This is a genomic window from Streptomyces sp. 2-1 (genome assembly GCF_048564895.1).
In the GTDB taxonomy this organism is placed as follows: Bacteria; Actinomycetota; Actinomycetes; order Streptomycetales; family Streptomycetaceae; genus Streptomyces; species Streptomyces phaeochromogenes.
On sequence record NZ_CP183383.1, the window covers coordinates 5,466,654 to 5,486,123 of the forward strand.

Below are 19,470 nucleotides of genomic sequence, written 5' to 3' on the forward strand. Positions count from 1 at the left end.
TGATGTCCGTGGGTACCGACGCGGGCCTGCTCGCCCCCACCTGGGCGGGTACGCCCGCCGCCGCCGAGGTGACCGACGAGGCGTGGCTGCAGGCCATGCTGGACGCCGAAGTGGCCCTGGCCCGGGCCCAGTGCGCGGTCGGGCTGACACCCGCCGACGCGGTACGGGCGATCGCCTCGGTGGCCCGCGCGGAGCGGCTCGACCTGGTCGCCCTGGCCCACGCGGCGCGGGCCGCGGCCAACCCGGTGGTCGCGCTGGTGACGGCGTTCACCGAGGTGGTCGCCGCGAAGGACCCGGCCGCCGCCGAGTACGTACACCGGGGGTCGACCAGCCAGGACATCCTCGACTCGGCGGCCATGCTGGTCGCCCGCCGGGTGCTCGGCCTGATCGCCGCCGACCTGGAACGCACCGGCGCCGCCCTGGCCACGCTGGCCGACACCCACCGCCACACCGTGCTCGCCGGTCGCACCCTGGCCCAGCACGCGGTGCCCACCACCTTCGGTCTCAAGGCGGCGGGCTGGCTCCAGTTGGTCGGCGACGCGCTGGTGCGGGTGCGGGCGGTCGCTTCCTCGCTCCCGGCCCAGTTGGGAGGAGCGGCCGGGACGCTCGCGGCGTATCGCGAGTACGCCCTGCTGGACCGAGGAGATCACGAGGAGGGCGGGGAGGACGGGGACGGGGACGGGGGCCGGGACCCGGTCGGTGACGAGGGCGGAGTCGAGTTGCTCCGTCCCTTCGCCGAGGCGCTGGGGCTGGCCGAGCCCGTGCTGCCGTGGCACACCGTGCGTACGCCCGTCGCGGAGGTGGGGGCGGTGCTCCAGCTGGTCACGGGCGCGCTCGGCAAGTTCGCGCTCGACGTGCAGACACTGTCCCGTACGGAGATCGGTGAGGTGTCCGAGCCCGCGGCCACCGGACGCGGGGCCTCCTCGGCGATGCCGCAGAAGCGCAACCCCGCGCTGGCCACGCTGATCGTGTCGGCCGCCCGTCAGGTGCCCGCCCATTCCCTCGTACTGGCCCAGTGTCTGCTGGCCGAGGACGAGCGGCCCGCCGGGGCGTGGCACGCCGAATGGCAGCCGCTGCGGGAGGCGTTGCGGCTGGCGGGCGGGGCCGCGCACACCACCGTCGAGCTCGCCGAGGGGCTGGTCGTCCACCCGGAGCGGATGCTGGCCAACCTCGGACTGACCGGGGGTGCCCTCGTCACCGAGCGGCTGACGGTGGTGCTGGCCCCGGCGTTCGGCAAGGTGCGGGCGAAGAAGCTGCTGACCGCCGCGTCGGCCGAGGCCGCCGGCAGCGGGCGCCCGCTGGCCGAGGTGCTGTCCCAACACCCCGAACTCTCGGCCCTGTTCACCCCCGCCCGGCTGTCGGAACTGCTCGACCCGGCCCACTACACGGGCGCGGCCGACGCACTGGTCGACCGGGCGCTGAGCAGGTACGCGGACTACGCGGATCTCGACGACAGCGGCGACACCGCAGACGACGGAGGCAGCCGATGACCACCGCGAACCGGGCGGAGGAGGCGGAGGAGAAGGCCGTCCCGTCCCGGTCCTGGCCCGTTCTTCTGGTCGTGGTGTGCGCCCAGATGCTGATCTGGCTGGACACCTCGGTCCTGAACGTCGCCGTCACCACGCTCGCCGACCCGGTCGACGGCCTGGGCGCGACCCCCGCCGAACTGGAGTGGGTGGCGAGCGCCTACACCCTGGTCTTCGCCGGCACGCTCTTCGCGGGCGGCGCGCTGGCCGACCGTTTCGGCCCCCAGAACACACTCGTCGCGGGGCTCGCGCTGTTCGGCGCGGCCTCCGGCGCGGGCGCCTTCGCGACCGGTCCCGCCTGGCTGATCGTGGCGCGTGCCGTCATGGGCGCGGGCAGCGCGCTGCTGATGCCCGCGACCCTGTCGGTCATCGTGCAGAGCACCCCGGAGGAGAAACGCACCCGGGCGATCGCGATCTGGAGCTCGTCCAGCGGTCTCGGGGTGGCCGTCGGCCCGGTCGTGGGCGGGGCGCTGCTCAGCCACTTCTGGTGGGGCTCGGTGTTCCTGGTCAACGTGCCGATCGTGGCCCTGTGTCTGGCCGGAGTGGTCGCCGTCGTACCGGAGTTGAAGGGCCCCCGGCGCAGGGTGCTCGATCTGCCGGGTCTCGCCCTGTCGGTGCTCGGTCTCGGCGGAGTGGTCCTCGGGATCATCGAACTCGGCAGCGGGCAGACCTGGTACGGCCCGTACGTGCTGCTCCCGCTCCTCCTCGGCTGCGCGCTGCTCGCCCTCTTCGTCGCCGGTCAGCGCAGGTCACCGGCGCCCAGCCTGGATCTGCGGCTGTTCCGGCAGCCCGGGTTCACGGCCGGGAGCGTGGTGCTGCTGATCGCGTTCATGGCGCTGGCCGGGCATCTCTTCTACGCGGCCTTCTACTTGCAGGGGCCGCGCGGGCTCTCCCCGGCCGACGCCGGAACGGTCATGATCGCCGCGGCGATCGGCATCGTCCTGGGCAGTCAGGCGTCGCCCGCGCTGAGCCGGCTGCTCTCGGCCCGGTGGACCGTCGCGGCCGGGGTGCTGGCCACGGCGGCCACGTACGTCGGTTATCTGTGGTTCGACGGCCGGACCCCGATCCTGACGGTCGCCGCGCTGCTGTGGGTGCAGGGGTTCGGGATGGGCCTGGTCGGTACGCCGGTCACGGCCGTGATGATGAGCAGGGTGCCGCCGCATCTCGCGGGCGCCGGGTCGGCCGTCAACAGCGTCACCCGGCAGGTGGGCGGGACGCTCGGCGTGGCGATGACCGGTTCGTTCCTCTCCGGGGTGTACCGGGAGCGGATGGCGGACGCCGAACTGCCGGGCGGGGCACGGGGGTTGACGCCGGACGCCGAGGAGCAGGCCCGCACCTCCGCCGAGGCGGCCCGTTCACTGGCCGGTTCGCTGCGGCTGCCGGAACTGGCGGCCACCGCCGACCGCGCCTTCCTCGACGCCATGTACGCGGCCACGTTCTGGACCGCCGTACTGGCCCTCGTCGGATTCGCCGTGGGCGTGGTGGGACTGCGGACACGGAACGTCAGCACCGGAAGTGACGGAGGCAGGAAGGGAAGTGGGGACGACGATGGAACAGGCAACGGGCCGGTCGGTCTTCGTGACCGGGGGGAACCGGGGGATCGGGCTGGCCACGGCCCGCCGCTTCGCGGCGGCGGGGGACCGGGTCACGGTGACGTACCGCGGTGAGGAGCCGCCGCCCGCGACCGCCGGATTCCTCGCCGTACGCTGCGATGTGACGGACAGTCAGCAGGTGGACCTGGCCTTCAAGGTGGCCGAGGCGGCCCACGGCCCGGTCACCGTCCTGGTCGCCAACGCGGGCACCACCAAGGACCGGCTGCTGATGCGGATGACCGAGGAGGACTTCACCTCCGTCGTCGACACCAACCTCACGGGGGCCTTCCGGGTCGCCCGGCGGGCGATGCGCGGAATGCTGGGCGGGGGCCACGGACGTATCGTGCTGATCTCCTCCACGGCGGCGCTGCACGGCGCCGCCGGACAGACCAACTACGCCGCTTCGAAGGCGGGTCTGGTCGGTTTCGCCCGGTCACTGACCCACGAACTCGGGCCCCGGGACATCACCTGCAACGTGGTGGCGCCCGGTCTGACCGAGACGGACATGAGCCGCGCGCTCACCGAGGAGCAGCGCGACAGCCTGCTCCGGCAGACCCCGGCCGGCCGGCTCGCCCGCCCCGAGGAGGTCGCCGACGCGGTGGCTTTCCTGGTCGGCGCCGGGTATGTGCGCGGGGCGGTGATCCCGGTGGACGGGGGTGCGGGGCTGGGGCACTGAGTACCGCCCGGCCGTTGGTCCCGGAGCCGGAGCCGCGGGACCAACGGCCCGTTCTAGGTGGGCAGTTGGGCAGTCAGCTACGGAGCGTTGATCAGGTCGTGCGGCGGGACCGTCACGGTGCGGGCGCCCGGCTCACCGGCCAGGACGACCTTGCGCAGCGCGACGTTGTTCTTGGTGTTCGTCTCCTGGAGGCGGTTCTCCGGGTTGGCGATCACCTGGATGTAGTACGTGCCGTTCGGCAGGTCGGTGATGTCGAAGGACTGGCCGGGACGGTACTGGGTGTACGTGTCGCCGGAGCCGACGTCGAGGACCTCACGGACGGAGATCGAGTTCTGCTGGCCGCAGGCGGTCGACAGGTCGGTGTTCTCCGGGTGCCAGTTGGCGTTCTTCACCGTGTAGTCGACGGCGTCGGTGTTGGCCAGGCAGAACGCCTCCTTGCCGCTGCGCACCTCCTTGGTCTGGTCCTCGCTCAGCAGCCGGTAGCTGGCGAAGTCCGTGAAGTGCCAGTGCTCGTGGCCCTCCCGCGGGTCCCACTCCATGGTGCCGCTGGGGGTGTACCCGACCTGCTTGCCCGCGGCGTCGTAGAAGTACTGGTAGGAGTCCATCAGGTCCTTGCCCGGGCTGCGGAAGCCGTCCACGACGAGTGGCGCGGGACCCGCGTTCCAGACGTTGGCGCTGAAGGCGAGGTAGTCCTTGCCCGGGGCGTCGCCGTCCTCGCCGTCGGTGACGGCGATGTCCCAGGCGGGCAGCGAACGCAGGTCGGGCTTGGGCACGTTGGCCGGGACACCGGCACGGCCGCTGGGCCGCTTGGCGGCCGGCTTCAGCGCGGGCGCGATGCGCGAGCCGTCCGTGTGGCCGGGCCCGTCGCCCAAGTGGTGGGCCAGGCCGCGGTCTTCGAGCGCGTGGGAGAGCGCGGGAGGGGTGGGTGCGTCGGCGCCGCGGGGGCCGTAGTGGTGGGCGGCGGCAGCGGCAGCCGCGGCGGGATCCTTGGCGGACTGTGTGCCCTGCCCGCCGTGCCCGGCTCCGTGGTGGGCGGACGACGCGGAGGACCGTGAGGCGGCCACTCCCGCTCCCTCCCCGCCTTCGCCGGAGCGGACCGTCAGCTTGATGGTGTGCTGGTCGTCGGGGATACCGAAGAGGTCGCGGTACTGCTTGGCCACCCCGACCTGGGCGGTGTACTCACCCACCGGCAGGTCCACCGGCTTGTCGTAGTCGATCGAGCTGGTGTTGGACGCCCAGCCCTTCTCGACGCCCCACACCGAGCCCAGCGTGAAGGGATTGGTGGGGCAGCTCTGCGGATACTTCGAGGTCGCCGGGGCGTCCGGCCGGATCCGCCCCGAGGCGTTGTTCGGACAGAAGGTCCCCTTGGTGGCCGACACCTCCTCGCCCGCCGCGTTCTTGATCGACACGTCGATGAAGCCGGGCAGCCCGGTGAAGTCCTTCACCAGCCCGGTCGGCAGCGCCTTCGTCTTCGTACTCGTTCCGTCGCGGAGTATCTGCTGGGCGACGACCGGGTCCTTGTACGACTTGCGGGTCACCTTGAATTCCAAGGGCGCGTCGTCGACCGAGAGGTACGTGCCGAGGTCCAGGAAGACACCGGAGGCGCCGTCCCACTCGTAGCGGTCCAGCGTCACGGAGTTCGACGCGGCGATCAGCTTGAGCTTCGGCTTGCCCGCCGTACTCTCCTGCGCGGCCCCGGCGCCCGGAGCGGCCCCGGCCCCCGCGACGACGACGGTGAGCGCGGCTCCCGCGGCGAGCGTCGCACGCTGTAAACGGGTACGGCTTCCCTGGCCTGCCTGGTTTCCCTGGCTTGTCTGACTTCCCTGACCGCTCTGGCCTGTCTGGCTGTTCTGGCTTGTCTGGCTGCTCTGGCTTGTCGGACTGCTCTGGCTTCTCTTGCTGGTCATTGATTCCTCGTCTGCGAGTGCCATGGTCAGTGGCATCGGACTGGGCTGCCCACAGCCGACCGGGCCGGTGCCGGGGCATGAACTGCGCGGGCACGGGCCGTACGGTCCGGACGCACCCCCGCGCGCCCGGCGCCGATCTGTGATCAAGCTGCTGTGAGCAACCTGTGAGAGAGGCAAATGCGGTGCGTGGGTTGCCTGTTGGGGCCGAGCTCGGGAAATGGCCGTCAGGGCCGGCATGTCAGGGCACGTCGGGGCCGGTATGGCTGGGGCGGAATGTCAGGGCCGGTACACGGTCCCGGGCTCCGGTGACGCGGGCGCCAGGAGCTGGGAGACCGTGACGATGGTGTAGCCGCGCCGGCGCAGGGAGTCGATGATGCCCGGCACGGCCGGAACGGTCCCCTTGTAGCGGTCGTGCAGCAGGATGATCCCGTCGCGCCGCGTCTGGCCCAGCACCCGCCGGGTGATCAGGGCGGTGTCCGTCGTGGCGTAGTCCTTGGCCGTGACGCTCCACAGGATCTGGGCCAGGCCAAGTTTCCTCATCACGGCCGACACGTCGTCGCTGGTCCGCCCCTGCGGGGGCCGCATCAGGACCGGGGCGCGGCCCGTGATGCGCCGCACATCGTCCTGCACGGGCTTCATTTCCGCCTCGATCTCCTCGGCGCTCAATTCCGTGAGCACTTTGTGGGACCAGGTGTGGTTCGCTATCTCGTGGCCTTCCTCGGACATCCGCAGGACCGTGTCCGGATAGGTGTCCGTGTGACCCTTTCCCTGAAGAAAGAAAGTCGCGTGTACTTTCTTCTCCTTCAGGATGTCGAGGAGTTTCGGGGTGGGTTTGCTCGGGCCGCCGTCAAAGGTGAGCGCGACGCACTTCGCGACCGTGCAGTCCGGGCTGCCGGGGCTGTCGGGGCCGCCGGCGCTCTTCTGCGCTCCGGATTCCTCGGCGGCTGCCTCACGGGCGTCGTGCGGGGCCTTCACGCCGTGGAGGGTGGCGCAACCGCCGGTCAGGAGGAGGGAGGCGCCGGTCGCGAGCGTGACCGCGGCACGGAAGGCCGGCTTTCGGAGCCGCTGCCCGAGCCGTGTCCGGGACCGCTTCACCGCACATCAGCGGCTTGCGCGGCCTGCGTGTCCTGCGAGGCCCGCGCGTTCCGCCGCCCGCGCCGGTGGGCGGTGACGGCGAAGGTCACGAGGACCGCGCCGACGACCACCGAGAGCACGTCACGCGCTCCGGGAAAGGCCCAGAACATGGTGCCCAGCAGGGCCCACACCCGGTCCAGCAGCGGGAGTCCGCCGAGCGCCAGGAGCAGCACTCCCCCGACACCGCACAACAGCGTCGTCGAATTCAGGTTCCCGGTCGAGTTCTTTGTTTCCGTTCCCATGCCGTCGACCGTAGAAATCGACAGGGAAAAGGTAATCGGCAAAAAGAATGCGACGCACCTGGCCAAATGAACAGAGCGCACCGATACCAACGGCCAAGGCGCACCTATACTTTGGTATAGGAATTCGCCGCAGGTTCCCGCCCGCGGGGATCCATGGGTACGGTTTCTCCGTGATCGACGTGCGACAGGCCTGGCGTGGCCACCCCGGGCTCACGGAACCGGCCGTGGCCATGGCAGCCGTTGCCCTGACCGTGCTCGTGGCCAGGGCTCAGCAGTCGGGCCTGTCCGTCTATCCGCAGATCGGCGGAGGCGCTCCGGCAAGCCTGCTGGAGGAGGTACTGCCGTTTCACTGGGTCCTCACGGGAATCAGCGGCATCCAGCCCTTCGCCTGGGCGCACACGGGATCCGACAGCCTCGTACCCCTGCTGGCCTGCGCCGCACTGGGGCTGCGGCGGCGCCACCCCACCGGGCTCGCGGTGGCCCTGATCGTCCTCAGCACCGGCTGGCCGGTGGTGGTGCCCCTGCTGATCGCCCTGTTCACCGTCGCCACGATGCGCCCGGCGCGTACGACCTGGGCGGTCACCGCAGGCGCGCTCGTCCCGGTGCCCGTGGCCCTGCTGCTCGCCCCGTATCCCCCCGGGCCGCTCAACCTGGCGACCACGGTGTCGGCCGTCACCCTGGTCGCGGGTGCCGTCGGCTGGGGCCTGGTCGTCGTGGGCCTGCGGGAACGGGCGGACCGCGCGGAGACGGAGGCGACGCTGCGGACCGAGCAGGCGCGGCAGCACGCCCGCGAGGAGATCGCCCGGGAGATGCACGACGTGCTCGCGCACCGGCTTTCGCTGCTGTCCATGCACGCGGGCGCGCTGGAGTACGCCCCGGGGGCGCCGCCGGAACAGCTCGCCGAGGCCGTGGGCGTGATCCGGCACAGCGCCACCCGGGCCCTGGAGGACCTCCAGGACGTACTGAAGGTCCTGCGGGCCCCCGTCGTGGGCGACCACACCGAACCGCCCCAGCCCACGCACGCGGATGTGGCCCAGCTGATCGAGGAGTCCCGCGCCGCGGGCGTCGAGCTCCACCTGCGACAGCGGCTCGACGACCCGGCCACCATGTCGCCGGCGCTCGCCCGCACGGCCTACCGGTTGCTGCAGGAGGCCCTGACCAACCACCGCAAGCACGCGCCCGGGGCCCCGGTGACCCTCACCCTCGAGGGCGGCCCGGAGACCGGACTGACCATCCAGGTGACGAACCCGCTGGAGCGGGTGGCGCCTGCCGGCCCGGTACGGGACTCGGCGCGGGATCCGGGGCAGGGTCCGACACAGGGCTCCGTACCGAACGCGATAACGGACTCGATACCGAACTCGACACCGGACTCTGTACCGGGCCCTGTAGGCGCCCCCGCGCCGACCTCTGTGCCGGGCCCCGCACCAAACCTCGTACCGGGCTCCGGTCAGGGGCTCATCGGCATGCGGGAACGCGTCGACCTCGCAGGTGGCCGCCTGCGCCACCGCACCACACCCACCGACTTCCACCTCGACGTCTGGCTCCCATGGACGGCCTGACTCCCCGCCCGGACGGCCTGGCACCGCAGCCGGACGGCCCGACCTCCGGGACGGGCCGCCCAACCCCCGAGACGGGCGGCCCAACCCCTGGGACGGACGGCCCGTTCCCCCGGATCCGTCTGCTCGTCGTCGACGACGACCCCCTCGTACGCGCCGGGCTGCGCCTCATGCTGTCGGCGGCCGACGACATCGACGTCGTGGCGGAGGCGGCCGACGGGACCGACGTGCGCGCGCTCGTGGACGAGTACCGGCCGGATCTCGTCCTCATGGACATCCGCATGCCGAGGATGGACGGTCTCGCGGCCACGGCGGCGCTCCGGCAGCGGCCTCGGCCTCCGCAGGTGCTGATCCTGACCACCTTCACCACCGACAGCTACGTGCTGCAGGCCCTGCGCGCCGGAGCGGCGGGGTACGTCCTCAAGCACACGCCCCCGGCTCAGATCGTGGCGGCCGTGCGCAACGTCATGGCGGGAGAGCCCGTACTGTCCTCGGCCGCGGTGAGGCAGCTGATCGACACCGTGACCGACCCCGCGGGCGTGCCCGGCCCGTCCCGCCACGAGGAACGGGAGAAGGCCCAGGCGATGCTGGACCGGCTCGGCGCCCGGGAGCGGGAGGTCGCCCTCGCCGTCGCCGAGGGCAGGACCAACGCGGAGATCGCCACGGCATGCCACATGAGCCTGCCCACGGTGAAGGCCCATGTCTCCCACATCCTGACCAGGCTCGACCTCAACAACCGCGTACAGATCGCGCTGTTGGTCTACCGGGCGGGGCTCGTCTGAGGGTTGCGCTTCGGGGGTGTGGTGGGAGGCGGTGGCGGGGCGGCGGGTGGTCGTGAAACCGGGGGATGGCTGTCGGGCCACGGGGGTGGCGTCGGGCCACGAGACCGGCCGGCGGGCCGTGGGGCCGGGCGCCGGACCATGACCAGACCGGGCCGGGCCGGGCCGGGCGCGGACCACGACCAGGCTGGACCGGGCCAAGCAGGGCCAGGCCGTCCCAGGCCGGGACGGGCGCCGGACCATGACCAGACCGGGCCGGACCGGGTGCCGGACCGCGACCAGACCGGACCGGACCAAGCAGGGCCAAGCCGTGCCAGGCCAGGCCCCGGACCGCGAAGCCGCCCCGCCACGGCACACGTTCGACACGGAACGCGCCCGGCGCAGGCTCCGGCACGTTTTCGGCGGCTCGCGCCGGTCCGCCGGGCACCGGTGCGGAGTAACCTGAGGTCACCGAGGGCATTTCGTGCGCCGGCCTTCATGCCTACGTCGTTCTCGGTGAGCGTCGACACCGGACGGCTGCCCGCGGGCCGCTGTCCGGAGACAGGTTCGCGCGATGTCCGCGACCACCGATCGTCCCCCGCTGCGGATCGTCCCCTTCAGGGCCCCGACCGCCCGCCTCGCGCTGAAACCCGCGAACACCCCCACAGGACTTCCGGGGCTTCCAGGACTGCCTGGACTGCCAGACCTTCTGGACGGCGCCTGGTGGCCCCGCTCCCGCGACCTGGCCCACGAACTCTCCGCCCTGGCCGACGTCCTGGACCCCCTCGGCGGCCGGATCACCCGGATCGCCGTCAACTCCCGTTACTGGCCGGTCGTCCCCCGCCGGATCCCCGTGAACGGCCATGCGGTGAAGGTGGGTTGGTTCACCACGGAGCTGGACCCCCACAAGATCCTGCTGCTCTCCCACACCACGGGCCGCTGGAACCTCCTGGTGATCCCTCCGGAGGCCGACGCCTCCACGGCAGCCCGCCTCATGGCAGCCGCGAGCGACAGCACAGGCCCGTCCACGACCGCCACGGAACTCATCGCCGCGGAACACGCCCTGCACGGCGCCCCGGCGATCGACGGGGCACAGGATCCCGCGAAAGCGGAAGCGGAAGCCTGGGAGGACAACGAGATCGCCCCTCCACTGAACCCACTGCTCCCGCTGGTCAAGGAGGCCGCGCTCGCCCGGCCCGTTCACCCGGTCACGGGGCGGTGACCGGCATGACCGGCGCCCTGGCGGCCAGTGTGCTGCTGATCCTGACCGCCGTGGCGACCCGCCTGCACCCGCGCCGTCGCCGGAACACACGCCACTAGGGGTACCGGGGGATACCGGGCGGGCGGGTCGGTCGGGCATGCCTGGCGGACAGTGGGCCAATGCGGGTGCCGGACGGACAGCGGCCCGACGCGTTACGCGCCGGTCGAATCGCACACCTGCGCGCCTAGGGCCCGCACGCAGGGGGCCCTTCCGGGACCGGGTCGCACGGAGCCGGGGGAGGGAGTAGACATGGTGGCATGAGCGACAGTGATGCGCCTGGTGGGAGAGAGAGCCCGGGCATCAGGACGGACCCCGACGCCGATGCGGACGCCGAAGTAAAAACCGATGCGGACCCGGACCCGAACCCGGAATTCACCCACACCCGCTCCTCCTCTCTCAAATCCGAAGTCGAGGCTCAGGCTGAAGCAGCAGCTGGCATCGACATCGACTTCGCGAAGGTCTTCCAGGCCCTGCCCAGCCCGACCATGCTGCTCGCGCCCGACCTGACGATCATCAGCGCGAACCGGGCCTATGTGCAGATCTCAGGCCGTGGCCTGGACGAGCTGGTCGGCCGGTTCCTCTTCGACGTGTTTCCCGACAGCCCCACCGAGGAGGCCAGCGGCGCCCGGACCCTGCGTACATCGCTCGAACGGCTGCTGGCCACCGGCGAGCGGGACACCATGGCGCTGCAGAAGTACGACGTGGAGGTGCCCGACCGGCCGGGCGTGTTCGAGGAGCGCTACTGGAGCACGGTCAACATCCCGATCCTCGACGCGGACGGGCGGGTGTCGCTCATCGCCCACCGGGTCGAGGAGGTCACGGCCCTGGTCCGCGCCCGCAAGGCCGCCGCCCGGACGCCGGGCGCCCAGCACGCCTCTCTCACCACGCTCAGTCACGAGGACGCGATGACCGCCGACCTCCTGACCCGCTCCCAGGAACTGCAGGAACTCAACGAGGAGCTGCGCAAAGCCCACGCCCGCACGCACGAGGTCGCCGTCACGCTGCAGCGCGCCATGCTGCCCGGCACCGCGCTGCCGCGGCACGACTTCGCCGCGGTGCGCTACCAGCCGGCGGCCAGCTTCCTCAACGTATGCGGCGACTGGTACGACCTGATCGACCTCGACGGGGACCGGCTGGCCGCGGCGGTCGGCGACGTCGTCGGGCACGGGCTTGAGGCGGCCGGTGTCATGGGCCAGCTGCGCAGCGCCCTGAGCGCGGCTATCCGCGCGACCGGCCGGCCCGCGGACGCGCTCACGACCCTCGCGCAGCACGCGCACACCGTCGAGGGCGCGCTGGCCACGACAGCCGTCCAGGCGGTGATCGACCGGGCCGCACACACGGTCACGTACAGCTGCGCAGGCCACCCGCCCCCACTCCTGGCCCACCCCGACGGAACGGTCGAACTGCTCGACACGGCCACGGACCCGCCCCTGGCAGCCTCCGACGACACCATCCCCCGCACCCAGGCGACGGTCTCCTACACCCCCGGCGCCACCCTCGTCCTCTACACCGACGGCCTCATCGAACGCCGCGGCGAAGACATCGACCAAGGCCTAAACCGCCTCACCCACAGCCTCAAACACCACCACACCCTGCCCCCCGAACCCCTGGCAGACGCAATCCTCACGGACCTGGTCCCGGCCCCCCGCCGGGGCCCGGACGACGACACGGCACTGGTGGTGATCCGGCTGTGACGGGTCACTACGCCGAGCTGTCGCACGAACCACGCCGGATCATGGCATCTGGCCTGTCCGAGGCTCAGAGATCGGCGCAGCTACGCTTTCTCGGCGCAGCCGATGCTGCCTGACGGGGGAGACCGTGAACCGACCGCTGCTGTTCCTCGATGTGGACGGGCCACTCAATCCCTATGCGGCTGAGTCCGAGAAATGCCCCTCTGGATACACCACGCTCATAGTGCCGCAGGACGATGGAGCCCACGGGGAACGCGGCGAGCTCTCGGCTCGACGGCGGCCTCTGCTGGTCTGGCTCAACCCAGAGCACGGGAAGGCCCTGCTCGGACTTGGCTACGAGCTTTGCTGGGCCACGACATGGATGGACGACGCCAACCGGTGGATCGCCCCGGTGCTCGGCCTTCCCGAACTCCCCTTCGTCGATTTCGGCGGCGCCTTGTTCCGAGACCGCCCCGACGGCGTCCATTGGAAGACGGTCCCCTTGATCGACTATGCCGACGGTCGGCCCTTTGCATGGGTGGACGACGAACAGAGTGACCTGGACCAGGCATACGTCACCGCTCACCACCGTGGCCCCGGGCTCCTGCACCATGTCAACCCACGGATCGGGATGCGTAAGAGCGACTTTCGCACGCTCACCGGCTTCGCCCGTTCACTGGATACTTCACAGCCCATCAGCTGAGTACCTCCAGCCAACAGGCAGCTCCGTCCACGGACCACAACGGAACCTTCTACTACGTCGGCCGATTCACGGGGTGATCCAGAAATGACCGGTTTCGACATCACAGGGACCTCGGCCCCCTGGGTCGTCTTCGTTCCCCAAGGGGCGGCCGAGGTCCGTCGGCAGCTGGCTGGGCTGGAGGCGAAGGGAGGACAGGTCCACCACTTCGACTCTCGTGAGTTGATGACCGAGCAGGGAATCCACCGTTCGTTCGCGCAAGTCCTGCAGTTCCCTGATTACTTCGGACGGAACTGGGACGCCTTGGTGGACTGCCTGGACGACTTGTGTGGCGCGGTCACGAGTGGGGTGGGGATCGCGGGCGTTGTTCACGATGCGGATCGGCTGTTTGAAGCGGAGCACTTCCGCCTGTTCGTATCGGTCCTCTGCCAAGCAGCGGACCGTGCCAATTCGGCGGTGGATCTGGATGGATTCCCCTTGGATCGGCCGGCCATCGCCGAACACTTCGTTCTTGAGTTCCGTAAGTTCGATCGCGAGAAGGTCGCGCTCCGGGTTGAGCAACCCGATCTGACGGTCACCACGGGGGACGGGTTCGTCGCGGCCGCTCTCAGTCCCGAGGAATGGCATTGAAGTCTTCTCGGTAGAGCACGGTTCGGCCTGGTTCGGCCTGGACTCCCGGTGTCCCCCCTTGATCCAATGGTGGATGACATCGTTCTGGACAGGTACGCGGATACGGCTGCGCGGGATCGAGCCCGACGACTGGGCCGCGTTCATGCGGTTCGCTGTGGATGAGGAGCGGTTGGGGGATGCGGTGTGTCCGCCCCGTTCTGGCGAGGGGCATCGCGCCTGGGCCAAGGAGCAGGCCGTGGCCGAGCCCGACGGGGACTGCTTCCGGCTGGCCATCGAGGCTCTCGACACCGGGGAGATGGTCGGTGCCGTCTCCTCCAACCATGCCGATCCGCAGGCGGGGCGGTTCGAGTACGGCGTCACGGTCGGTGCGGAGCATCGGCGCAAGGGTTACGCGGCGGAAGCCGTGGTGATGCTGCTGCGGTACATGTTCGCCGAGCGGCGCTATCACAAGTGCGAAGCACGCGTCTTCGCCTACAACCAGGGGTCGTTGGCGCTCCATCAGCGGCTCGGATTCGTCGAGGAGGGGCGACTCCGCGATCACGTGTTCCTCGCCGGCCGGCACCACGACCTCGTCCTCCTGGGCATCCTCGCCGACGAGTTCGCCCAACTGCACCCGCCGGCCTAGCCGCCCTTCGGCACCTCGGCACCTCGGCACCTCAGCACCTCTCAGCCACGCGGTCTTGCCCTCGGTGAATCCATCCACCACCTTTTTCATCTATGGATAAAATAGTGAACCGGAGTGGGAGTCAGGAGCGGACGCCGAAGCCGAAGAAGTGGAAGCCGAAGCGGAGATCCAGGGCCGTCGCGGTCTCGCTCCTCGGCGCCCTGGCCCTCGGCGCACTGGGCCTAGCCCCGGCCGCCCCCGCCGGAACAGTCACCCTCGCCGGGGCCGCCGACCGTGCCCCCGCAGCCGGCGCCCGCCTTCCCCACGTCCACCCAACCCCCCAAGAGTTGCGCCCCGGCCACGCCTCCCAACCCGTGCCCGAGCAAGTCGTCGAAGTCGTCGGGCGTCGGACCGACCCCGCCGCTCGCAAGCTCGTTGAGAAGGTGCTGCGGGGCGCCGGGGCCCGGGTCATCCGGACCGTCGTCGCGGGGCAGCCCGTGCCGGATGCCGAGCTCACCGTCTATGTCGGCGGGCCCGGTGAAAACCCCGCCACCGCACGGGTGTTGGAGCGGCTCGGGGGCGAGTCGCCCCGTGGGCTGCCGGGCGGTGGGTATGCGGTTGCCGTCGGGCGGGGGCAGGTCGCGCTGTCCGGGGTCGACGGCACCGGTACGTACTACGCCGCGCAGACCTTCCGGCAGCTGGTCGGCCGAGGGAAGGCCGTACCAGACGTCACCGTCCGCGACTGGCCCGCCGCCGCGCTCCGCGGTGTGGTCGAGGGGTTCTACGGAGCGCCCTGGTCGCAGCAGGACCGGCTGTCCCAGCTGGACTTCTACGGGCGTACCAAGCAGAACGTGTACGTCTACTCCCCCAAGGACGACCCGTATCTGCGGGCGAAGTGGCGGGACCAGTACCCCGTCGAACAGCTCGCGCGGCTCAAGGAGCTCGTCGACCGCGCCGCCGCGAACCATGTCCGCTTCACCTACGCCCTCTCGCCCGGCCTGTCCGTCTGCTACTCCTCGGCCGCCGACGCGAAGGCACTCGTCGCGAAGTTCGAGTCGCTGTACGCCATCGGGGTGCGGTCGTTCGCCGTGCCGCTGGACGACATCAGCTACACCGACTGGAACTGTGCCGAGGACGGCGACGCGTACGGCAGTGGGGGCCAAGCGGCGGGAACCGCCCAGGGCTCGCTGCTCAACACCGTCGTCAACGACTTCATCGACGCGCACTCCGACCTCGCGCCGCTGGAGATGGTGCCGACCGAGTACTCCGACCTCGCCGACTCCCCGTACAAAACCGCCCTGCGGGAGAAGCTGGACCCGTCGGTCGTCGTCGAGTGGACCGGTGACGGTGTCATCGCGCCCACCATCAGTGCCGAACAGGCGAGGCAGGCAAGGGAGTTGTTCGGGCATCCGGTGCTGCTCTGGGACAACTACCCCGTCAACGACTACACCACCAGCCGACTGCTGCTCGGCCCGTACACGGGGCGGGAGGCGGGCGTGGCCGATGTCGTCACCGGTATCACCGCCAACCCCATGGTCCAGGCCGAGGCCAGCAAGCTCGCTCTCTTCACCTCCGCAGACTTCGCCTGGAACCCGGACGCGTACGACCCGAGGGCCTCCTTCCTCGCCTCGGTCGCCGACCTCGCCGGCCTCTCCGACCTCAGCGGGCGCGCGGCCCCAGCCCTTCGGATCTTCGCCGAGAACAACTACTCCTCCCCGCTGAACTCCACCGAGTCCCCCACCCTCACCCCACTCATCAAGGCGTTCACCAAGGCCCTGGACAGCGGGGACGGGCTGACAACCGCCGCCCGGAAGCTCCGCGCCTACTTCACCTCCATGGCCGCCGCGCCCGGCCAACTCCGCGCCCACCTCGCCAACTCCGGCTTCCTGAAGGAGACTTCGGCCTGGCTGGACAAGCTCGGCGCGTATGGCACCGCAGGCGACACGGCCGTACGGCTGATGCTGGCGCAGGCCGCCGGCGACGACGACTCCGTACGGACCCTCTACGGTCAACTCCAAGCCCAGCGAAAGCAGTTGGACTCCATTCCGCAGCAGGTCGCGCCCGGTGTCATGGAGCAGTTCCTGTACGACGCCACGCTGCGGGCAGCCCCCGATCCCGGCCCGGACGCCTCCTTCCGGCCGTCGTCGCTGTCACTGGCCCCGGGCGCGAGCGGCACGAGCACCCTCACCGTCGCCGACAGCCGCTCGACGGCCGCCCGTACCGTCACCTGGAAGATCGCGGCCCCGGACGGTCTCACCGTCTCTCCCTCCTCGGGGTCCGTCACCGTCCCGGCGGGCGGCGAGGCGGCCGTCACCGTGACCTTCACGGCGGCCAGCGGGGCGGAGAACGGCGTACGGTCCGTCGTCGTCGGCGGGGACGGGCTCGTCGGTCGGGCCATTCCCGTGCGGGTGACGGACGGCGTCGGCAGCGAGCGTGCCCTGACCGCCAACTTCAGTGGGGCGTCGGTCAGTTCAGTGGATCTGGCTTCGGGAGCGTCGGCCGAGATCGCCGTCGGTAAGAATCCCGGCGAGGTCGTCGTCAGTCCGGACGGCAGGACCGCGTACGCCGCCAACCAGGGGTCCGACTCGGTGAGCGTCATCGACGTGCCTACGGGCAAGGTGACCGCCACCATCGCGGTCGGTGACGTGCCCGCCGGGCTCGCGCTCACCCCGGACGGGAAGACCCTCTGGGTCGCCGACTACTCCGACGACGCCGTCCAGCCCGTGGACCTCGCGACCGGCGCGGCGGGCGCGAAGATCGCGGTGGGCGACGGCCCTGAGAACATGGCGATCACGCCGGACGGGTCGGCGCTGTACGTGGCGAACATCCACGACAGCACGGTCACGCCCGTAACTCTCCCCGCGGGAAAAGCCGGTACGGCGATCCCCGTCGGACCGAACCCCTTCAACGTCGTCGCGGCCCCGGACGGGCAGACCGTCTACGTCTCCAACTCCGGTGGCTCCACGGTCACTCCGATCGACACCGCAACCAACGACACCCGCCCGACGCTCCTGGTCAACGGCCAGCAGGCGTACGGGCTCGCCCTCTCCCCGGACGGGCGCACCCTGTGGGTCAGCGCGAGCACGGGCGACCGGGTCACCCCCGTCGACACGGTCACCGGCGCACCCGGCACCCCGGTCACCGTCGGCAGGTCCGCGTTCGACGTCGCGCTCGACTGGAACGGGAGCACGGCGTACGTCACCACCGCCGACGCCGGTGAACTCGTGCCGGTCACGACGGCGAGCGGCACGGTCGGCACCGCGCTCCGGACGGGCGCGTATCCGCTGGCCGCGGTGCTGACCCCGGTGCCGGTGCCGGTCCCGGTCGGCTAGTCCTCGTACGACTGCATACAACTGCATGCAACTGCGTACGACCGTGGAGGGCCGCGTACGACCGTCCTCCGTGGTGTGGTGGTCGCCGCCGGTGGTGTACCGGCGGCGACCACACCGCCCTGGCGCGCCACCCCCCGGTCAGCGGGTTGCAGGGCATGCGATCCCTCATGGGTCGCGCCGCGGCACGCGGGAGTGCGCCATGGCGGGGTCCGCAAGGGACACGTGGTCGAGGGCCCGGCCGCGAAGGGGCGGCGGGGATACGGAAGTTGTGTCGGTGGTGGAGACCGGCTCGTCCGAGCGCCCGGGGACAAGGGGCGCGCGCGAAGCCGGTGAACACGGCCTCGATGCTGTGACGGCTCCCGAAGAGCCTCACTCATCACTCGGGTCCGAGCCTAGGCCCGACCGCCTGTTCTGGATAGCCCCGCGTCCGTACGTCCCATATGCCCGTACGGGCACCGCCACCTGCGGGGCGGGCGGCACGCGGTTGATCCCGACGCCCCGTTTACCCCGGCGGCTCCTGCTGTGATGATGCCGAGTCGGGGGATGACCATCCCGCGCGGCCGGGGGAGGACCCGTATGACCGAGGTGTACCTGCGCAGACTGTCCCGGTGGCAGGCCGAGCAGCAGCGGGCCGCCGTCGCGGACGTGCACGTCACGGCGTACCGGGGCGAGGCGGGGGCCGAATACCGCGACCGCCAGGGCTTCCTGGACCGGTTCGAGCAGCATGTGCAGCGCCTCGGCTTCGACATGATGGTCGCCGACGCGGGCGGGCTGGTCGGCTGCGCGTACGGGTTCCGGGTGGAGCGGACCGGCGAGTGGTGGTCCGACTTCCGTGGCGAACTGCCCACCGACATCGAGGAACTCACCGCCTCGGGCCGCACCTTCCTGCTCGCCGAACTGATGGTGCTGCCGGCCCACCGGAGGAACGGCGTCGCGACCCTCATGGGCGAACGGCTGCTGGCCCGGCTCGACACCGATCTGGTCGTCGCGGCCGTGGACCTGGAGCGACCCGAGGGCGAAGAGGACGGCGACGGCGGCGGTCGTCCGGCGAACGCCGCCCAGGCGACCGTGCGCGCCTGGGGCTGGTCGAAGCTGGGCCTCCTCGCCCCTCACTCCCCGTCGGCCGTCCGAGAGGTATGGATCCGCAGGCCACTGCGGTGATCCCGTCAGTTGGACGGCCGCACGCCAGCCGCCGCGGCCTCCATCAGCGGTTCCGCGTCCGCCGCGTCGACCTCGGGGGGCACGACCAGCAGGTCCCAGCGGCCCCGGCCCGGACTGACCAGGCAGACGGTGTGCCGGCCGTGCGCCCCGGCGGACCGGCTGAGCCGTACGACGTGGTTGGCGATGAGCATCCGGCCGGGCGACGCCGCCCACATCGCCGTGTTCACGGTGACGCCGGTGATCTGTCCCCACGTACGGGGCAAGGCGCCGATCAGCAGCGGAAGTTCGGCCAGCAGATCGCGCGAGTGGGGCCACCAGGCCCCGTCGATCCGGCGCGGCAGGGTGCTGTGCGGGGCCAGGCGGAGGCGGGCGAGGGGCTGCGAAGGCAGGGGTTCGAGGACGGGGACGGTGGTCATGGAGCGCTCCTGTCTGGGGCACGACTACGGCGTGCCGGTGGTTCGTTCGCGACGGACGCGGCGGACACGGCGGACCGCGCGACGGAACGGGCTCTCTTCTCCTGCGGCTCGATCGAGCTTCTCCTGCGGCTCGGTCGAGCCGGACGACAGGTGGCTCCTTGGCCTCGATGCCCCGGTGCCCGGTACCTTCGTGCTTCCCTGAGCCCACGAACGGGTGACTCAGTGGTTCGACGGCTCAGTGGTTCGACGGCTCAATGGTTCGACGGCTCAGCGGTTCGGTGACTCGCCGGCGCGGAGCGTGCGGT

At 71.1% G+C, this 19,470-nt stretch carries 16 protein-coding genes; 12 read left to right on the forward strand and 4 right to left on the reverse strand.

Going from position 1 to position 19,470, the window contains the following annotated elements; all coding sequences use genetic code 11:
• Positions 1–2: 2 nt before the first annotated feature.
• The 3 genes from ACN20J_RS24040 to fabG are packed head-to-tail and all read left to right on the forward strand — an operon-like array spanning position 3 to position 3,794.
• Positions 3–1,490 carry a class-II fumarase/aspartase family protein gene (locus ACN20J_RS24040; protein WP_419666762.1) on the forward strand — a complete coding sequence of 496 codons (1,488 nt, stop codon included), beginning with the start codon at positions 3–5 and terminating at the stop codon, positions 1,488–1,490.
• Positions 1,487–3,193: an MFS transporter gene (locus ACN20J_RS24045; protein WP_419666763.1), complete on the forward strand. Its 1,707-nt coding sequence runs from the start codon at positions 1,487–1,489 to the stop codon at positions 3,191–3,193. Before ACN20J_RS24040 ends, ACN20J_RS24045 begins: the two co-directional genes overlap by 4 nt.
• A complete protein-coding gene (fabG, locus tag ACN20J_RS24050) occupies positions 3,075–3,794 on the forward strand; it encodes a 3-oxoacyl-ACP reductase FabG (RefSeq protein ID WP_189843956.1) in 720 nt (239 codons plus the stop codon). The genes ACN20J_RS24045 and fabG overlap by 119 nt, the downstream gene beginning before the upstream one ends.
• Before the next feature lie 77 nt (positions 3,795–3,871).
• Here fabG and ACN20J_RS24055 read toward each other — a convergent pair whose 3' ends face one another.
• From ACN20J_RS24055 to ACN20J_RS24065, 3 genes are all read right to left on the reverse strand, one after another.
• A complete protein-coding gene (locus ACN20J_RS24055) occupies positions 3,872–5,701 on the reverse strand; it encodes a lysyl oxidase family protein (protein ID WP_419666764.1) in 1,830 nt (609 codons plus the stop codon).
• Positions 5,702–5,977: 276 nt separating this feature from the next.
• Complete coding sequence (locus ACN20J_RS24060; RefSeq protein ID WP_373310845.1) at positions 5,978–6,796, reverse strand: polysaccharide deacetylase family protein; 819 nt, start codon at positions 6,794–6,796, stop codon at positions 5,978–5,980.
• On the reverse strand, positions 6,793–7,077 hold the full coding sequence (locus ACN20J_RS24065; RefSeq protein ID WP_189843954.1) for a hypothetical protein: 285 nt from the start codon (positions 7,075–7,077) through the stop codon (positions 6,793–6,795). Before ACN20J_RS24065 ends, ACN20J_RS24060 begins: the two co-directional genes overlap by 4 nt.
• A gap of 170 nt (positions 7,078–7,247) precedes the next feature.
• Between ACN20J_RS24065 and ACN20J_RS24070 the strand changes: the two genes are divergently transcribed.
• From ACN20J_RS24070 to ACN20J_RS24110, 9 genes are all read left to right on the forward strand, one after another.
• A complete protein-coding gene (locus ACN20J_RS24070) occupies positions 7,248–8,636 on the forward strand; it encodes a sensor histidine kinase (RefSeq protein ID WP_419666765.1) in 1,389 nt (462 codons plus the stop codon).
• Entirely contained in the window at positions 8,624–9,415 is a 792-nt protein-coding gene (locus tag ACN20J_RS24075; RefSeq protein WP_419666766.1) for a response regulator transcription factor, read from the forward strand. Before ACN20J_RS24070 ends, ACN20J_RS24075 begins: the two co-directional genes overlap by 13 nt.
• 550 nt (positions 9,416–9,965) lie before the next feature.
• Complete coding sequence (locus ACN20J_RS24080) at positions 9,966–10,613, forward strand: DUF5994 family protein (protein ID WP_419666767.1); 648 nt, start codon at positions 9,966–9,968, stop codon at positions 10,611–10,613.
• Positions 10,614–10,909: 296 nt separating this feature from the next.
• Positions 10,910–12,346 carry a PP2C family protein-serine/threonine phosphatase gene (locus tag ACN20J_RS24085; protein ID WP_419666768.1) on the forward strand — a complete coding sequence of 479 codons (1,437 nt, stop codon included), beginning with the start codon at positions 10,910–10,912 and terminating at the stop codon, positions 12,344–12,346.
• Positions 12,347–12,470: 124 nt separating this feature from the next.
• Complete coding sequence (locus tag ACN20J_RS24090) at positions 12,471–13,025, forward strand: hypothetical protein (RefSeq protein ID WP_419666769.1); 555 nt, start codon at positions 12,471–12,473, stop codon at positions 13,023–13,025.
• An 84-nt stretch (positions 13,026–13,109) separates the two neighbouring features.
• The gene (locus ACN20J_RS24095) at positions 13,110–13,652 is read left to right on the forward strand and encodes a barstar family protein (protein WP_419666770.1); all 543 of its coding nucleotides are present in this window, start codon (positions 13,110–13,112) and stop codon (positions 13,650–13,652) included.
• 73 nt (positions 13,653–13,725) lie between these two features.
• Complete coding sequence (locus ACN20J_RS24100; protein WP_189843951.1) at positions 13,726–14,277, forward strand: GNAT family N-acetyltransferase; 552 nt, start codon at positions 13,726–13,728, stop codon at positions 14,275–14,277.
• Between the two features lie 200 nt (positions 14,278–14,477).
• Positions 14,478–17,588 (forward strand): beta-N-acetylglucosaminidase domain-containing protein, encoded by a 3,111-nt coding sequence (locus ACN20J_RS24105; RefSeq protein WP_419668941.1) that lies wholly within the window; start codon positions 14,478–14,480, stop codon positions 17,586–17,588.
• Positions 17,589–18,164: 576 nt separating this feature from the next.
• Positions 18,165–18,749 carry a hypothetical protein gene (locus tag ACN20J_RS24110; protein WP_362300393.1) on the forward strand — a complete coding sequence of 195 codons (585 nt, stop codon included), beginning with the start codon at positions 18,165–18,167 and terminating at the stop codon, positions 18,747–18,749.
• A 5-nt stretch (positions 18,750–18,754) separates the two neighbouring features.
• Here ACN20J_RS24110 and ACN20J_RS24115 read toward each other — a convergent pair whose 3' ends face one another.
• Positions 18,755–19,165, reverse strand: coding sequence for a DUF5994 family protein (locus tag ACN20J_RS24115; protein ID WP_189843948.1), 411 nt, complete (start codon positions 19,163–19,165; stop codon positions 18,755–18,757).
• Positions 19,166–19,470 lie beyond the last annotated feature (305 nt).

Bases quoted from the DNA above. Each gene is read 5' to 3' on its own strand.
- ACN20J_RS24075 (WP_419666766.1), top strand. From the start codon at position 8,624: ATGGACGGCCTGACTCCCCGCCCGGACGGCCTGGCACCGCAGCCGGAC.
- ACN20J_RS24085 (WP_419666768.1), top strand. From the start codon at position 10,910: ATGAGCGACAGTGATGCGCCTGGTGGGAGAGAGAGCCCGGGCATCAGG.
- ACN20J_RS24055 (WP_419666764.1), bottom strand. From the start codon at position 5,701: ATGACCAGCAAGAGAAGCCAGAGCAGTCCGACAAGCCAGAGCAGCCAG.
- ACN20J_RS24095 (WP_419666770.1), top strand. From the start codon at position 13,110: ATGACCGGTTTCGACATCACAGGGACCTCGGCCCCCTGGGTCGTCTTC.
- ACN20J_RS24065 (WP_189843954.1), bottom strand. From the start codon at position 7,077: ATGGGAACGGAAACAAAGAACTCGACCGGGAACCTGAATTCGACGACG.
- ACN20J_RS24110 (WP_362300393.1), top strand. From the start codon at position 18,165: ATGACCGAGGTGTACCTGCGCAGACTGTCCCGGTGGCAGGCCGAGCAG.
- ACN20J_RS24040 (WP_419666762.1), top strand. From the start codon at position 3: ATGTCCGTGGGTACCGACGCGGGCCTGCTCGCCCCCACCTGGGCGGGT.
- ACN20J_RS24100 (WP_189843951.1), top strand. From the start codon at position 13,726: ATGACATCGTTCTGGACAGGTACGCGGATACGGCTGCGCGGGATCGAG.
- ACN20J_RS24080 (WP_419666767.1), top strand. From the start codon at position 9,966: ATGTCCGCGACCACCGATCGTCCCCCGCTGCGGATCGTCCCCTTCAGG.
- fabG (WP_189843956.1), top strand. From the start codon at position 3,075: ATGGAACAGGCAACGGGCCGGTCGGTCTTCGTGACCGGGGGGAACCGG.
- ACN20J_RS24045 (WP_419666763.1), top strand. From the start codon at position 1,487: ATGACCACCGCGAACCGGGCGGAGGAGGCGGAGGAGAAGGCCGTCCCG.
- ACN20J_RS24115 (WP_189843948.1), bottom strand. From the start codon at position 19,165: ATGACCACCGTCCCCGTCCTCGAACCCCTGCCTTCGCAGCCCCTCGCC.